The sequence below is a fragment of the Thermococcus onnurineus NA1 genome (genome assembly GCF_000018365.1).
GTDB lineage: Archaea > Methanobacteriota_B > Thermococci > Thermococcales > Thermococcaceae > Thermococcus > Thermococcus onnurineus.
The window spans coordinates 1,136,302-1,150,432 of record NC_011529.1; the positions used below are offsets into that span (position 1 = coordinate 1,136,302).

General features: G+C 52.2%; 17 protein-coding genes, 2 tRNA genes and 1 other RNA gene. 11 read left to right on the top strand and 9 right to left on the bottom strand.

What is annotated here, in order from left to right; all coding sequences use genetic code 11:
* The first annotated feature begins 7 nt into the window (after positions 1–7).
* The 6 genes from TON_RS06315 to TON_RS06340 all read left to right on the top strand — a co-directional run bounded on the left by TON_RS06315 (position 8) and on the right by TON_RS06340 (position 4,788).
* Positions 8–1,285 (top strand): bifunctional L-myo-inositol-1-phosphate cytidylyltransferase/CDP-L-myo-inositol myo-inositolphosphotransferase, encoded by a 1,278-nt coding sequence (locus TON_RS06315; protein ID WP_012572208.1) that lies wholly within the window; start codon positions 8–10, stop codon positions 1,283–1,285.
* A 60-nt stretch (positions 1,286–1,345) separates the two neighbouring features.
* On the top strand, positions 1,346–2,494 hold the full coding sequence (locus tag TON_RS06320; RefSeq protein ID WP_012572209.1) for an inositol-3-phosphate synthase: 1,149 nt from the start codon (positions 1,346–1,348) through the stop codon (positions 2,492–2,494).
* 64 nt (positions 2,495–2,558) lie between these two features.
* On the top strand, positions 2,559–3,161 hold the full coding sequence (locus tag TON_RS06325; protein WP_012572210.1) for a DUF4443 domain-containing protein: 603 nt from the start codon (positions 2,559–2,561) through the stop codon (positions 3,159–3,161).
* Between the two features lie 4 nt (positions 3,162–3,165).
* On the top strand, positions 3,166–3,813 hold the full coding sequence (gene pyrF / locus TON_RS06330) for an orotidine-5'-phosphate decarboxylase (RefSeq protein ID WP_012572211.1): 648 nt from the start codon (positions 3,166–3,168) through the stop codon (positions 3,811–3,813).
* A 2-nt stretch (positions 3,814–3,815) separates the two neighbouring features.
* The gene (locus TON_RS06335) at positions 3,816–4,334 is read left to right on the top strand and encodes an RNA-binding protein (RefSeq protein WP_012572212.1); all 519 of its coding nucleotides are present in this window, start codon (positions 3,816–3,818) and stop codon (positions 4,332–4,334) included.
* A gap of 1 nt (position 4,335) precedes the next feature.
* The gene (locus tag TON_RS06340) at positions 4,336–4,788 is read left to right on the top strand and encodes an adenylyltransferase/cytidyltransferase family protein (protein WP_012572213.1); all 453 of its coding nucleotides are present in this window, start codon (positions 4,336–4,338) and stop codon (positions 4,786–4,788) included.
* Positions 4,789–4,884: 96 nt separating this feature from the next.
* Here TON_RS06340 and TON_RS06345 read toward each other — a convergent pair whose 3' ends face one another.
* The 4 genes from TON_RS06345 to TON_RS06360 all read right to left on the bottom strand — a co-directional run bounded on the left by TON_RS06345 (position 4,885) and on the right by TON_RS06360 (position 7,527).
* Positions 4,885–5,229 carry a hypothetical protein gene (locus tag TON_RS06345; RefSeq protein ID WP_012572214.1) on the bottom strand — a complete coding sequence of 115 codons (345 nt, stop codon included), beginning with the start codon at positions 5,227–5,229 and terminating at the stop codon, positions 4,885–4,887.
* Complete coding sequence (locus TON_RS06350; RefSeq protein WP_012572215.1) at positions 5,216–5,986, bottom strand: ParA family protein; 771 nt, start codon at positions 5,984–5,986, stop codon at positions 5,216–5,218. The genes TON_RS06345 and TON_RS06350 overlap by 14 nt, the downstream gene beginning before the upstream one ends.
* A 33-nt stretch (positions 5,987–6,019) precedes the next feature.
* Positions 6,020–7,270: a cell division protein FtsZ gene (gene ftsZ, locus TON_RS06355; RefSeq protein WP_012572216.1), complete on the bottom strand. Its 1,251-nt coding sequence runs from the start codon at positions 7,268–7,270 to the stop codon at positions 6,020–6,022.
* A 65-nt stretch (positions 7,271–7,335) separates the two neighbouring features.
* Positions 7,336–7,527 carry a ribbon-helix-helix domain-containing protein gene (locus TON_RS06360; protein WP_012572217.1) on the bottom strand — a complete coding sequence of 64 codons (192 nt, stop codon included), beginning with the start codon at positions 7,525–7,527 and terminating at the stop codon, positions 7,336–7,338.
* Positions 7,528–7,736: 209 nt separating this feature from the next.
* Between TON_RS06360 and cgi121 the strand changes: the two genes are divergently transcribed.
* The 5 genes from cgi121 to TON_RS06385 all read left to right on the top strand — a co-directional run bounded on the left by cgi121 (position 7,737) and on the right by TON_RS06385 (position 11,219).
* Complete coding sequence (gene cgi121, locus TON_RS06365) at positions 7,737–8,144, top strand: KEOPS complex subunit Cgi121 (RefSeq protein ID WP_012572218.1); 408 nt, start codon at positions 7,737–7,739, stop codon at positions 8,142–8,144.
* 85 nt (positions 8,145–8,229) lie between these two features.
* Positions 8,230–9,408, top strand: a complete 1,179-nt coding sequence (locus TON_RS06370; RefSeq protein WP_012572219.1) for a pyridoxal phosphate-dependent aminotransferase — start codon at positions 8,230–8,232, stop codon at positions 9,406–9,408.
* Positions 9,409–9,421: 13 nt separating this feature from the next.
* Complete coding sequence (locus tag TON_RS06375; protein WP_012572220.1) at positions 9,422–9,685, top strand: TMEM165/GDT1 family protein; 264 nt, start codon at positions 9,422–9,424, stop codon at positions 9,683–9,685.
* 12 nt (positions 9,686–9,697) lie between these two features.
* Positions 9,698–10,903 (top strand): MFS transporter, encoded by a 1,206-nt coding sequence (locus tag TON_RS06380; protein ID WP_012572221.1) that lies wholly within the window; start codon positions 9,698–9,700, stop codon positions 10,901–10,903.
* Positions 10,893–11,219, top strand: coding sequence for a hypothetical protein (locus TON_RS06385; RefSeq protein ID WP_012572222.1), 327 nt, complete (start codon positions 10,893–10,895; stop codon positions 11,217–11,219). The genes TON_RS06380 and TON_RS06385 overlap by 11 nt, the downstream gene beginning before the upstream one ends.
* Positions 11,220–11,737: 518 nt before the next feature.
* Here the strand turns inward: TON_RS06385 and TON_RS06390 are convergent.
* The 5 genes from TON_RS06390 to ffs form a co-directional block, all read right to left on the bottom strand.
* Positions 11,738–11,815 (bottom strand) — tRNA-Gly (locus TON_RS06390).
* 12 nt (positions 11,816–11,827) lie between these two features.
* A tRNA-Phe gene (locus TON_RS06395) sits at positions 11,828–11,904 on the bottom strand.
* 93 nt (positions 11,905–11,997) lie between these two features.
* A complete protein-coding gene (gene queC / locus TON_RS06400; RefSeq protein WP_012572223.1) occupies positions 11,998–12,717 on the bottom strand; it encodes a 7-cyano-7-deazaguanine synthase QueC in 720 nt (239 codons plus the stop codon).
* 45 nt (positions 12,718–12,762) lie between these two features.
* On the bottom strand, positions 12,763–13,665 hold the full coding sequence (locus TON_RS06405; protein WP_012572224.1) for a dihydroorotate dehydrogenase: 903 nt from the start codon (positions 13,663–13,665) through the stop codon (positions 12,763–12,765).
* 63 nt (positions 13,666–13,728) lie between these two features.
* An RNA gene (gene ffs, locus TON_RS10290) (signal recognition particle sRNA) lies at positions 13,729–14,042 on the bottom strand.
* Positions 14,043–14,131: the final 89 nt, after the last annotated feature.

A 14,131-nucleotide genomic window follows, 5' to 3' on the forward strand; every position in this document is an offset into this window, starting at 1 on the left:
GATGCCCATGGTTCCAACTACGGCAGTGATTCTGGCAGCTGGCCTCGGGACAAGGATCGGCGGAAGGCCCAAAGGACTGCTCAAGGTAGCAGGAAGAGAAATACTCTACCGCACCATGAAGCTTCTGAGCAATGAGGGAGTCAAGAGGTTTGTTATAGTCACCAACGAGCACTATGTCGAGCTTTACAGAGAGTTCATCGAAAAACACGGCTTCAATGCAGAGTTCGTGACAAACCCCACCCCGAAGCGAGGAAACGGCTACTCCCTTCATCTCGCGAGGGGAAGGGTTAGTGGAAGGTTTGTCCTCGTAATGAGCGACCACGTATATTCGGAAGCCTTCGTCAGGGGAGCAGTGAAGGGTAAAGGACTCATAGCGGATAGGAAACCAGAATGGGCCGACGTTGAAGAGGCCACCAAGGTAAAGGTCGAGAACGGAAAAGTGACGAGAATCGGGAAGGATCTCCCGAGGTGGGATGCCGTAGATACCGGTTTCTTCGTCCTCGAGGAGGATATCTTTGAAGTCACATCCTCACTAGTCATGGAGAAGGACAGCTTTGAGCTTAGGGAGGTTGTTGAAAGGGCAAAGCTGAAAGTTACCTTCGTTGACGGCCTTCCATGGATCGATGTGGACACTCCAGAGGACGTCAAGCGCGCCAGGAGGATGCTTATTAAGAGCGCTGTTAAAGAAACTGGCGATGGTTTCATCAGCAGGCATCTGAACAGGAAGATTTCAACCGAGATGAGCATACTGCTGATCGAGTACGTCAGCCCAAACTTAATGACCGTCGTTACGTTCCTCTTTGGCCTGCTCTCGGCACTGCTAAACCTCTGGAATCCAGCGGTAGCTGGAATTCTGTACCAGCTCAGTTCAATCCTTGACGGGATGGACGGTGAACTGGCTCGAGCGAGACTGCAGACAAGCCGCTTTGGGGGCTATGTTGATTCCCTCCTCGACCGCTACGTGGATGGAGCATTTTTGGCCCTACTCGCATACTCAACGCTAAGCGAACCAGTCTGGTGGCTCGTAGCTCTGTTGGCCTTGTTAGGCTCAGTGATGGTGAGCTACTCCACAGAGCGCTTTAAAGCGGCCTACTGCAAGGATGCTTACAGAGCCGTTCCAACGCTTCGATATCTGCCGGGCAAGAGAGATGAGAGGATATTTTTAACGATGATCCTGCTCCTTCCCGGCCAGGTTAAGGCTCTCTTTGCTCTCCTGGCAGTTTTGACGAACCTCCGGGTTGCACTTACCCTCTACCTCGTTAAGAAAAACCTCCCAAGAATTTAACGGGCGAAAACTATTTAACTGCCATAAAATATCTCATAAACAAGCAAAGGAGGTGGAAGGATGGTTAGGGTTGTAATCCTCGGACAGGGCTACGTTGCCAGCATCTTTGCGAGCGGTCTTGAGAAGATAAAGGCCGGAAAGCTTGAGCCCTACGGCGTCCCCCTGGCCGACGAGCTTCCAATTAAGATAAAGGACATTGAAATAGTTGGCTCCTACGACGTCGATGCCTCTAAGGTTGGCAAGGACCTCTACGAGGTCGTCAAGGCCTACGATCCAGAGGCGCCAGAGAGCCTCAGAGGAATAACCGTGAGGAAGGGAATCCACCTGAGGAGCCTCAAGAACCTGCCGATTGAGGCCGTTGGTCTGGAGGACGAGATGAGCCTTAAGGACGCCATTGAACACCTCGTAAACGAGTGGAAGGAGCTCAGGGCTGAGGTCTTCATCAACGTCTGCACCACCGAGGCCTTCGTTCCCTTCGAGAGCAGGGAGGAGCTTGAGAAGGCCATCGAGGAAGACAACAGGGACAGGCTCACGGCAACGCAGGTCTACGCCTACGCCATTGCCCAGTACGCCAAGGAGGTCGGCGGCGCTGCCTTTGTCAACGCTATTCCGACCCTCATCGCCAACGACCCGGTCTTTGTAGAACTCGCCAAGGATAGCAACATGGTCATCTTTGGTGACGACGGTGCCACCGGTGCAACCCCATTCACCGCCGACGTACTCAGCCACCTCGCCCAGAGGAACCGCTACGTTCTCGACATAGCCCAGTTCAACATCGGTGGAAACAACGACTTCCTGGCCCTCACCGACAAGGAGAGGAACAAGAGCAAGGAGTTCACCAAGAGCTCCATCGTCAAGGATCTGCTCGGCTACGACGCGCCGCACTACATCAAGCCGACCGGCTTCCTCGAACCGCTCGGCGACAAGAAGTTCATCGCCATGCACATCGAGTACGTCAGCTTCAACGGCGCCCATGACGAGCTCGTCATAACTGGAAGGATAAACGACAGCCCTGCTCTGGCCGGCCTGCTCGTTGACCTCGCCAGGCTCGGCAAGATAGCCCTCGACAAGAAGGCCTACGGAACCGTCTACGAGGTCAACGCCTTCTACATGAAGAACCCGGGACCGAAGGAGAAGGGCAACATCCCGAGGATCATCGCCCACGAGAAGATGCGCATGTGGGCCGGTCTCGAACCCAAGTGGCTCTGAGCCTTTCTCCCTTTTTCCAATAAAGTTTTAATCCCCTTGCCCTACTTTTCTCGGAGGGAAGCCGATGAGCTGGAAGAGGGGAGCCTATCCAGAGTTCACGCTCGAGGATGTCATTGCGGTTCTGTTTATGCTGAGAAATCCAGCGGGTAGAAAAACTATCTCGGAGGTTCTCGACCTCGGTGAGGGGAGTGTTAGAACTCTCTTGAAGAAGCTTGCCGGTCTCGAAGTCATTGAGTCGACTCAGAGAGGGCACTCACTAAATGATAAGGGCCTGAAACTCCTCGAAAGAATCTCCAAGAGCTTCTCAGAAGTTCAAAAAATAGGGAAAGTTGAAGATTATCCAGCCTATGCTCTTATCGTGAAGGATCCGCCAGAGTTCAAAAGTATAGAGCTCCGCGACGAGGCAATAAGGTTCTTCGCGAAGGGAGCGATGATACTCGTCGTTAAGAAGGGTGAGCCAGTCTTTCCAGAGGATAGTAGGCCACTTAGTGACACAATGCCTGAACTGGCAGAAAAGCTCAAGAAGGCATTTCAACTGGAAGAGAGCGATCTTATCGTGGTTACCTGGGCTGAGAAGGAGCCCGAGGCCATGAAGAGCGCCTATCATGTAGCCTTGTTCTTGAAAGGGGAGGAGCTTCCAGAGGACATCCAGTGCCTTGTGAGGTGACTGCATGACATCCCACAAAGAGCGCAAGCTTATACTGGCGTTAGATGTCTACGAACAAGACAGGGCGTTGGAGATAGCCAAATGCACAGCTGATTATCTCTGGGCTATCAAGGTAAACTGGCCGCTTATAATCGGCTCGGGTTTGAGAATCATCACGGAGCTGAAGCAGGTTACGGGTCTCCCCATAATAGCGGACTTAAAGCTGGCGGACATTCCAAACACGAACAGGCTCATAGCAAGCAGAGTTTTCGAAGCGGGGGCAGATTACGTAATTGCTCATGGTTTTGTTGGCAAAGACAGCGTTAAGGCCACCATGGATCTCGGGAAGACGATAATCGTCGTCGAGATGAGTCACCTAGGGGCAAAAGAGTTCATTCAGCCTGCAGCAGACAAGCTCATCAAGATGGCAAACGAGCTCGAGCCTTTCGGTGTTATCGCCCCAGCAACGAGGCCCAAGCGCGTCGCTTACATCCGTGAGAGGCTCAAAAAGGAGGTTAAAATCCTGACCCCCGGTGTCGGGGCACAGGGAGGAAAGGCTTGGGAAGTTTTAAAGGCCGGCGCCGACTACATCATCGTCGGGAGGAGCATCTACGCAAGTGAGAACCCAAGGGAGAGTGCGAGAAAGCTCCACGATGAAATAATGGGGGTGTGAAGATGGAGCTGAAAGTCAAGCACCCGCTCAGCAAGAAGGAGGTAAAAGAGATAATTCGTGAGATGAGCGAGATCTTTGGAGAAGAGGTCGCCCAAAAGCTAATCAAGAAAAAGGACAGAGTCGAGCTAGCCGAGTTCGACAAGACTACCGAGATAATCATCGTGAACGGGAAGCCGACATTCATAAGGCGGAAGGACCTAATCTTCCCGCTCGTTATAGCGCTCTACGAACTGTCCAATGAGGAAGACCTGAGAACCTGGAAGCGCAGGGTTGTCGTCGATGCCGGGGCGGTGCCCTTCATTCTTAAGGGCGCCGATGTAATGGCGGCTGGAATAACCGACGCCGATGAGGGAATTAAAGAAGGTGATTTCGTCTTCGTCGTCGAGGAGGACTACGGCAGACCTCTCGCAATTGGGATAGCCCTAATGAGCGGAAAGGATATGAAGGAGAAGCCCAAAGGCAAAGCCGTCAAGGTCATACACCACGCAAAGGACAGGATATGGGAGCTAACGGTGGGATGATATGGAAAAAAGGGAGAGAAAGAAGATTAGAGTCCTCGCCGGCGGAGTCTTTGACCTCCTCCACGTTGGCCACATCCACTTTTTGAGCCAGGCAAAGAGCCTTGGAGATGAGCTGGTGGTCATAGTCGCCCACGATGAGACGGTTAGAATGCAGAAGCGCCGCGAGCCGGTGAACCCAGCTGAAGACAGAGCCGAGCTTTTGAGAGCACTCAAGATGGTGGACGAGGTATACATTGGCTCTCCAGGGACGATAGACTACGAGCTTGTCAGGAAAATAAATCCGGATATTGTTGCAATAGGGCCCGATCAGAGATTCAGCTGCGAGAGGCTGAAGGAGGAACTGAGAAAGCACGGAATAAACTCCGAGGTCATAAGGATCCCATACCTCTACAAAGAGGATAGGGCAAAGACGAGCAAAATAATTCAAAGGATAGTGGAAACATACTGTGAGTGATTCCAGCTCTGATTTCAGTCCTTATTTCATCACGGATCCTTCCCAACGGGAGTTGGAGCCGATTCCGACACTTATTTCGCTTGTCCTAGATTAACGTTAGAGCTTAAAACGTCCCATGTACTCCCTCAGGAACTCGGGGTCTTCCCTCTTAACGGCACTCATTAACTCGTTGAATTTCTTTTCGCCAAGGGCCAGCTTGAGATAGTAGTAGAGGTTAACTGCATCCTCCACGATGGCGCTCTGCCTCCTGCCCTCTTCTCCGTAGAGCTCGATGAGCTTCCTGTTCATGTCGAGGCTTATGTAGAGGGTCTTCTGCTTCTTCTCCTTCTTCAGGTCTTTTGATTTCAATTTGACCTTCTCCTCCAGCTTCTTTGGCCTGGAAGGCTTGGTAAGCTCGTTAACGGAACCGTCAAAAAGTCTCGGGATTTTATCCTTCGACAATCTCAACCACCTCTCTGGCGAGCTTTAAGAGGGCCTTTGCGGCCCGTCCGTCACCCTCAAACTCGAATATGCTCAGCCCCTGGCTCTGGGCCTTCTCGAGTGCTATGGCCTTTGGGATCGTCGTCAGAATCGGCGCATCTGGATAGGTTTCCTTCAGCTCCCTGAGGCGCATCTTGGGAACCTTAGTCTGGCGCGTGAACTTGTTGGGAACTAAACCAAGCAGCTTGAGGTTCTCGTTGGTCTCTTCCCTTATCATGCGCATCAGGTTGAACATGAGCTGCATTCCGATGACACCGAAGTAGCTGAGCTCGAGTGGGATTAGAACGTAATCTGACGCCGTGAGTGAGTTAACCAAGAAGATTCCCATGCTCGGCGGGTTGTCTATTAGCACGTAGTCGTAGTCGGGCAGTATAGGGGTTAAAGCCTTTTCAAGTCTCCTCTCGCGGTTGTAGGCGTTGATTATCTCTATTTCCTTGGCCGAGAGGTTGAGGTGGCTCGGTATCAGGTGGAGATTCTCCCTGACCTCGACGATGGTTTCTTCGACACTGCTCTCTCTCGTCATCAGCGTTCCGACGTTGTTTTCCCCGTATTCGAGCACATCCATGCCGATCAGGCCGAAGGTGAGGTTGAACTGAGGGTCGATGTCCACGAGAAGAACGCGCTTGCCCATCGAGGCCAGCGCGTGACCGAGGTTCATAGTGATCGTCGTTTTTCCAACTCCACCCTTTTGGTTGGCTACGCTAATCACCACTGTCATAGAATCACCTGCTCAAAGTTAAAGATGAAGAAGTCAGGTAAAGTCGATAAAGTCGTCGAGAACCCTCTTCGCGTAGGGGGGAAGCTCCTTTTTGTTCTTCTTGTTCCCTGAGATAGCCCTCCAGATTTTGTCCGCTCCATCGCCATCCGACTTGAAGGGCTTTATCGGCTCTGGGGCTATCAGGTTCTCCTTGAATGATGAGCCCATCTGGAGGGCGTGCTCCCCGCCAAGTATGTGCGGTGATTTAACTCCGGTCATGATTACCATCGCACGAACGACTTTACCCATGTCCTCGTCTATCCTAGCGCCCCACTTTATCTCCGACTTTTCACCGAGCTTCTCATAGACAATGTCCATAGCGGCGTTTATCTCGCCCAGGCTGACGTCCGGACCAACGGTGAAGTGAACCAGAGCCTTATCACCGCTGCCAAACTCAACTTCAAGCATCTTGTTCTCAAGGGCGTTCTTGACGGCATCCACTGCCCTGTTGCTGGAGTCACTCTCACCTATCCCGATGAGGGCAGCTCCACCGTTGTGCATGACGCTGTAAACGTCGGCGAAGTCAATGTTAACCATAGAGGGCAGCTTTATGGTCTCGGTGATGCCTTTGACCATCCTTGCTATTATCTCATCCGCAAAGCGGAAGGCGGCATTGATGGGCAGCTTCGGAACGAGCTTGAGGAGCTTGTCGTTCTCGATAATTATGACGGTGTCCGAGTAGTACATGAGGGCTTTTATACCCGCCCTGGCTTTCTCTATCCTTATCTTACCCTCGTTCCTAAACGGAAACGTGACAACGCTAACAACGAGCGGCTCCCTAAAGCGACCGTTGTGCCTAGCGCGCTCCTTGATAACTTTAGCGACGACTGGAGCGGCGCCCGTACCTGTGCCATTGCCCATACCTGCTGTTATGAAAACCAAATCAGCGTCACCTATGGTCTCGGCAATCTCGTGGGCGCTCGCCTCGGCTGCCCGGTAGCCTATCTCAGGGTTCCCGCCGGAACCCTTGCCGTGAGTTATCTCTCTACCAAGGAGAAGCTTCTTATGAGCCTTCGTCCTAGCAAGGTGCTGAGCATCGGTGTTCATGGCTATCAGCTCAGCACCCTGGACACCAAGTTCGTAGAGTCTAGTTATGGTGTTGTTTCCAGAACCGCCAACGCCAACTATTACAATCCTTATCAGGTCGTCTAAATTATCCTCTGAAAATCCATCTAGCTTTGCCGTCTTCGGCTCGTCGTCCAAATCGAGTTTAATTCCGGCCTGTTCCAAGAGCTTAAATACCATTGGCCCCAACCCCCTCAGTCCATCAGCCATTAGAGGATAGTGATTTTAACGTTGATTTTAGCGGCTTATTTCATGATGTAGTCGGGCGTTGAGCGTTCCTCAGCCTCAAACTGATAGAGTTCCTTCTTCAGGAGCTCACGAATGGCTTCTCTGATAATCTCGCTTCTGTTAGGATAGACTCCCTTCCTAACGAGTTGATCCATGGCGTTAATCAGTCCCCGGGGGAGCTGTACACTGATGATACGCATCTTGCTCATCGTTGCACCACCCAGTCCAGCAAGCCGCTGAAATAAGTAGTGCTTTAATTAGTTAAATACTTTGCGCTTGCTTAATATTACTAGCATATTATGATTTTCAAAAAATTTTTTGAAAAAACCGAAAAAACAAAAAATAGTCCAACCCAAGAAAAATTGGAGGGGAGAAAGGGTTTTAACTTCAGAAATTTCAGCTAACTCTGGGTGGCTCGATGAGAAAAATACTAGATCGCCTTCACATCGCAAAGGTCCGTGTAGACAATGCCGAGGAGCTCATCCCAAAGCTGGGTGGGGACTTTCAGATAGTGAACGTTGAATGTTGGGAGGCCGCAGCATTTGCAGCACTCTTAGCCCTTCGTTCATTTGAGAGGGGAACAAACCACGCGAGAACCGTGGGCGGCGAGCTGCTTCTCCGTCTTGCCGGGACACTTCAGATAAAGGATGCAATAGCCCAACATGGAATAAGAAATGGAGAGAACTACCTGGTTGTCTTTGGGGGCCGTGAGCGGGCAGGATCAATACTCCAGGAACTAGGTCTCAAGGAGTTACCAATGAACGATTGTGATAAGGAAAAAGTGAAAACTTTTTTTGAAAAGGCTGCCCTCGTTGAAGTTTTATAGGCATTAGATGCCCATTTTTGTACTTCATTGAGGATAGGTTTATAAAATTCCGTCCTCATTTTCGGACTGCCCGAGGTGATGCTCGATGAGATATAAAAAGCGCAAGTACTTCCTTGCAGGGCGTATAAACCTCATCCAGCGCTCAAAAATCAGAGAACTTTTTGAGAAAGCCAGAAAAATGGAGGATGTCATTTCCCTTGGAATAGGGGAGCCCGATTTCGACACGCCCGATGTCGTTAAGGATGCTGCGAAGAGAGCCATTGACGAAGGTTACACCCACTACACACCCAACGCAGGCATTCCAGAGTTCAGGGAGGCCATAGCTGAGTACTACAAGACCCACTACAAGGTTGACGTTTCTCCCGACGATATAATCGTTACCGCTGGCGCTTATGAAGCAACTTACCTCGCCTTCCAGACGCTTCTCGAAGGGGATGACGACGTTATAATCCCCGATCCTGCTTTTGTCTGCTATGTTGAAGATGCCAAAATCGCCGAGGCGGGGATAATAAGAATCCCCCTCCGCGAGGAGAACGAGTTCCAGATTGATCCTGATGAACTTGTCGAGGCTATAACCAAACGTACCAGGATGTTAGTTATCAACTACCCCAACAACCCCACAGGTGCAGTCCTCAAGAAGAAAACCGTGAAAGCCATAGCTGATATAGCCGAGGACTACAACCTTTACATCCTTAGCGACGAACCTTATGAGCACTTCCTCTATGAGGGGGCCAAACACTACCCCATGATCAAGTACGCCCCTGACAACACAATCCTCGCGAACAGCTTCTCGAAGACTTTCGCCATGACCGGCTGGCGTTTGGGCTTTGCCATAGCGCCGACCCAGGTAATCAGGGATATGATAAAGCTCCACGCCTATGTCGTTGGAAACGTTACCTCCTTCGTTCAGATAGCGGGAATAACGGCCCTGAGAGACAAGCGCAGCTGGGAAGCAGTTGAAAGGATGCGCCAGACCTACGCCGAAAGGAGAAGGCTCGTTCTTAAGTACCTCAACAAGATGCCCCACATAACGCCGTTCAGACCGAAGGGCGCCTTCTATATCTGGGCCAAAATTGACCCAGAGCTCGATATGAGCAGCGAGGACTTTGCCGAGTGGCTGCTCGAGAACGCGAGGGTTGTCGTTATTCCAGGAACCGCCTTCGGCAAGGCCGGTGAGGGATGGATAAGGATAAGCTACGCCACTAAGAAGAGTCAGCTCCTAGAGGCGCTGGAAAGAATGAATGAGGCACTATCAAAGCTCTAACGGTGAACAAGACATGGATGGTATCCTCACCATCTTCATTGCAATATTTCTTGCCGAGCTGGGGGATAAAACCCAGCTCGCAACGATAGCCTTTGCTTCCAAATACGGCTGGAAGACAGCCTTCATTGGAGCGATCTTGGGCCTGGCGGCGGTCAATCTTATCGGCGCATTTCTGGGGGACAAGCTTGGCGACGTACTGCCCCTGGACGTTGTTCACAAGCTTGCTGGAGGACTTTTCATTATTTTCGGCGTGCTAATGATACTCGGAAAGCTTTAGGGAGGAGATATCATGGACAAACGGTGGAGGTCAGTCCTGCTCGACACGCTGGTTATGACTGCCGGTTTTGGAACTCTCACCATGATGGCCGTTGCGAAGCCCGACGTCATGGCGCACTTCGGAATCGACAGTGCCGCCTACGAGTGGCAGCATATCGCTTATGTTTTCGGTCTCTTCATAGCCTTCCTTCTCGGCCATACCAAAATCTACGAGGGCAGCTTTAAGAGGAGCGTTGCAATAGCTTTGAGCTGGGCTGCTGTAACCCAGGCGCTCATCCCACTCGCTCCCAATTGGCACGTTGTCGTTTTCCTGAGATTCATTCAGGGATTCGTCGTCACGCTCGTTCCGCTCTTTAGCACCCAGATAGCTCACTTCTTCGTGGCTGAAAGGCCCTTCGCCAAGGGTATAATCCTCTCGGGCATCTTCTGGGGCGGCGTGTTTGGAAGCATAAGCGCAAAGTACGCTGTTGAGGCTTTCGGCTGGAAAGGCGGCTTCTGGAGCACAGTCGTTATCATGTACACTGTCCTGGCCATATGGTGGCTGTTCACCGAGGACTTTGAGATAAGCCACAGAAATGAGGCCAGCACAAAGATCAACGTCTGGAAGATGCCGTTCACCTGGATTCTTGGCCTGACTTTCTTCCCAGCTCTGTGGATAATCTTCACCATCGTCGGTTTCTCAGCTTCGCTCGGCTATGAGATTGGCTGGACTAAGGAGCACGTGGCAACCCTAAGTACCAGCCTGAACATATCAAAGGCCCTCTGGAGCATAGGTATGGGCTACGTGGGCTACCTGCTCTCAAGAAAGAACCCGACAGCCAGGGGACTCTTCAAGGCCATTGTTCAGGTCATGATATTCTCCTACGCGGTGGCCTTTGTCGGTCTGCTCGTGTATGGGAAGGCCATGCTGGCGGGCAACTACACCCTCGCACTTGCTTCCGTTGTCCTCATCGGCGCCCTCCAGGGAACGGGACCGGCGTTCTGGACCAGCGCTCCAGCCACCTACCCGAAGAGCATCTTCCCCAAGGCCAGCTTTGCCCTTGGACTCATCTCCAACTCTGCCAACATCATAGCCCCGGGCCTTACTGATGCGCTGGCAAGGCAGAGTACTGCCCTTGCCCTAGGGGAGCTGGCGATAATGCCCCTTCTCGGAATCCTGACGCTGGTGATTGTTTCGAGGATGAAACTCCCCGTGGAGGAACTCGGCGATGAGGTCTAAGCCCATCGTCATTTCCTTCTTTCTGATTTTGGCAGCTTACTTCTACGGAATGGCAGCGATAAGCTTTGGAGATAGGTACACCTTCGGGGGCTTTATCGTAATAGCGACGATCCATCTCCTATTCGCTTATGGAATCAAAACTGGCCGCGATCTCGTAGTCGATGTCGCTCCCCATATAGCACTCCTTGACTTTCTCTTCGGCCTGCTGTGGGTTCTCATCGGCCTTTCAATTCCAGCGGTAAGCTTAACGCTGCTCTCAGCACTGGCGCTTTTCATACTGCTGGATGAGGAAGTCAGAATGGAGCTGAAGAGCTGAACAATACCTCTGCCTGTGCATCCTGAGACTGTCGTTTCAGTTCCTCCCGCTCCACCGGAGGAAGTTTGATTAAAGAGTTAACTTCTCACTAAACTGGCTGGCACGCTTTCACGTCTTATCAAACTCGCGAGTTTAACACAGGTTTAACTCAAAAGTCAGCGAATGAAGAGCCTGCGAAGTTAGTATGTGAAGAAAAATGCACGAACCCCATCAAATTCCTCCAGCAAAGCGGACTTCACCTTAAATCCGCTGGAATGAGTTTGCATGTCTTTTTCAAAAACAGCAAATTCCAGGGGTTTAACTTGAAAACCTCTGAATTGAAATGTTTCACTTTCCTCTTAACGCCCGAAGGGCGTTATTCCTGCAGTGAAACGATATAAAACTGGCAAAATGCGAAGTAAACCACTCAAAACTACCAGTTTGAGAAGACATGCGAGCCTTGATCAAACTCAACGGGACGATAGTCCCGTGCGTTGAAGCTTCGCTTCAACGTCGCGCAGGCGAAGTTTGTTAGAATGTGGTGCGGTGGCCGGGATTTGAACCCGGGTCACCGGCTTGGAAGGCCGGTGTCCTAGACCAGGCTAGACTACCACCGCATTGAGAGAAAGTGGTGGGGCGAGGGGGATTTGAACCCCCGACACCCGGATCTTCAGTCCGGCGCTCTCCCAGGCTGAGCTACCGCCCCACGCCCAATGGATAGGGTAGAGAGCGTATTTATAAATCTTGCGGTGGTATGGCCAGAGGTCTTTAAAAATCTAAAGAGGATGGAGAAAGGCAGTTATATCTTCGGTTCAACGGCATAAACGGTTCTGTCCTCTCCAAGTGCTTCCATCAGACCGCGATGCCTCCTGACGCAGCTCTCGCACTCGCCGCAGTGTATAGGCTTGCCATCCTCCGTGAAGCCCTTAGGCATGTAGCAAGAGTTAGAGTACTCGTACTTTGCATCTAGTTCTTTCAAGAGTTCTGCGATTCCCTTCTTGTCGAGGTCTATGAGCGGGGCAACGACCCTAACTTCCGCCATCGCTCCGTACTTCAGCATCTCGTTCATCCTCTCGACGAACTCGGGCGTGTTGTCAGGGAACGTTGCTCCCTCTTCAGCGTTGAAGCCGACTATTATATCGCCTCCACCAAGCGCATCAAGGAGCGAAGCAGCGACGCTGATGAGAACGACATTCCTTGCTGGAACCCAGACGCTTTTCGCGGTTTCCTGTGCAACGCCCATATCTTCGAGCTCTTCAGCGGTCACCTTTGGAGTCTCGCCGCCGACCAAGGTCGTCCCCCTCAGCTTCGAGAACTCCTCGAGAAAGTCAAGCCTAACTATTTTCAGCGGAACGTCCAGCTCCTTCGAGAAGAATTCCGCGACCCTATTAGTGACCTTCTCTTCATTGCTGCCGTAGTTTACTGTCAGCATTATCACCTCGTCGTAGTTCCTCTTCGCCCAGTAGAGGCAGGCCGTCGAGTCGAGCCCCCCGGAAAATAACACAACTGCGCGCTTCATGTTATCACCTCGCTTAGATTAAAAGGAGGACTGAAGGTTAAAAATCTACTCCAGCGCCAGCCCAACTATTTCCTCAATACTCTCAAAGCCTTCCTCCTCGAGATACCTCGCTATTCCCTCGTTTATCTCCCTGAAGACCTTCCAGCCCCGTAGAGCCACTGCAGTTCCTATCTGGAGCGCTCTTGCTCCAGCGAGGAAAAACTCCAGGGCATCCCGCCACGTAGTTATGCCGCCTATCCCGATGACCGGGATATTAAGGGCCTTGGCCAAATCGTAGACCGCCCTCAAGGCAACGGGCTTGACCCCAGGACCAGAGTAGCCGCCGACTCTGTTGCTCAGTATCGGCCTCCTCGCGTAGACGTCTATCGCTATCGCCTTCAGCGTGTTTATGGCTGCGACCGCATCTGCACCGGCCTTTTCAGCGGCCAGACCGAGCTTCGTTATGTCGTCTATGTTTGGCGTGAGCTTCGCTATAACGGGCTTGTCCGTCACATCCTTAACGGCTTTGACGACCTCGTAGACCATCTCCGGTCTCTGGCCTATCTCCATGCCGTAGCCCTTCGCATGGGGACAGCTGAGGTTGAGCTCGAAGGCATTGGCCACTTCGCTCAGCTTTTCAGCGAGAAAGGCAAACTCCTCCGGCGTTCCGCCGAATATCGATACTATCAGCGGAAAGTCAAAGGTGTAGCCTTCAACCATCTCCAGAAAGCCCTTCCAGCCGGGATTCGGAAGGCCCATCGCGTTTATCAGTCCATAGGGGAGCTCCACGATAGTGGGGTTGTCGTAGCCATTTCTCGGCTCGATTCCGATGGACTTGGTAACGACGCCGCCAGCACCTTCCTCATGAGCGCGTATCCACTGTTCAGGGGTCTTATCGTTTACTCCCGAGGCGAGAATAAGTGGATTTTCAAGCTTAAGACCGGCGACCTCAACGAAAAGCCTCACCACATTTAACACCCCGGAGGCAAAAGAGGTGGTTTGCTATTAAGGTTTTTGCCAGAATTTTAACGGCGGCGGGCGCGCCCGGGGGTGGGAACCCTCCACCGTCCGCTTCCATCGGGGCTCGCTCACCCCCGCTACCCCACGAGCGCCGAACGTCCCGCCTACCGCTGCTCCCTTCCGGGCCTGGCGGGGTTCGGCGGGCAAAGGGCGTTAGTCCGGCCCTCCAGCCAGACCCCGCCCACCGTCGGCCCCGTGGGACGAGGGATCATCGTTGTGCCCCGACTTCCGCAGGCGGCTTTGGGAACCGCCCCCCGGGCTTCGGCCCCGGCATATCGGCGGTTTCCGGTTACAGGGGACGCCGAACCCCCCGGCCTAGCCCGCCGCCAGCTAACTTATCCGCTCTTAGATATATAAAGCTTTGGTAGGTTCACAAACCAAAGGTTGCCCACCATTGGATTGAAAAATTTTCATA

Coding starts and splice junctions, on each gene's coding strand:
- TON_RS06335 (WP_012572212.1), top strand. CDS start 3,816: ATGGAGCTGAAAGTCAAGCACCCGCTCAGCAAGAAGGAGGTAAAAGAG.
- pyrF (WP_012572211.1), top strand. CDS start 3,166: ATGACATCCCACAAAGAGCGCAAGCTTATACTGGCGTTAGATGTCTAC.
- TON_RS06320 (WP_012572209.1), top strand. CDS start 1,346: ATGGTTAGGGTTGTAATCCTCGGACAGGGCTACGTTGCCAGCATCTTT.
- TON_RS06360 (WP_012572217.1), bottom strand. CDS start 7,527: ATGAGCAAGATGCGTATCATCAGTGTACAGCTCCCCCGGGGACTGATT.
- ftsZ (WP_012572216.1), bottom strand. CDS start 7,270: ATGGTATTTAAGCTCTTGGAACAGGCCGGAATTAAACTCGATTTGGAC.
- TON_RS06375 (WP_012572220.1), top strand. CDS start 9,422: ATGGATGGTATCCTCACCATCTTCATTGCAATATTTCTTGCCGAGCTG.
- TON_RS06370 (WP_012572219.1), top strand. CDS start 8,230: ATGAGATATAAAAAGCGCAAGTACTTCCTTGCAGGGCGTATAAACCTC.
- TON_RS06315 (WP_012572208.1), top strand. CDS start 8: ATGGTTCCAACTACGGCAGTGATTCTGGCAGCTGGCCTCGGGACAAGG.
- TON_RS06340 (WP_012572213.1), top strand. CDS start 4,336: ATGGAAAAAAGGGAGAGAAAGAAGATTAGAGTCCTCGCCGGCGGAGTC.
- cgi121 (WP_012572218.1), top strand. CDS start 7,737: ATGAGAAAAATACTAGATCGCCTTCACATCGCAAAGGTCCGTGTAGAC.
- TON_RS06380 (WP_012572221.1), top strand. CDS start 9,698: ATGGACAAACGGTGGAGGTCAGTCCTGCTCGACACGCTGGTTATGACT.
- TON_RS06325 (WP_012572210.1), top strand. CDS start 2,559: ATGAGCTGGAAGAGGGGAGCCTATCCAGAGTTCACGCTCGAGGATGTC.
- TON_RS06350 (WP_012572215.1), bottom strand. CDS start 5,986: ATGACAGTGGTGATTAGCGTAGCCAACCAAAAGGGTGGAGTTGGAAAA.
- TON_RS06385 (WP_012572222.1), top strand. CDS start 10,893: ATGAGGTCTAAGCCCATCGTCATTTCCTTCTTTCTGATTTTGGCAGCT.
- queC (WP_012572223.1), bottom strand. CDS start 12,717: ATGAAGCGCGCAGTTGTGTTATTTTCCGGGGGGCTCGACTCGACGGCC.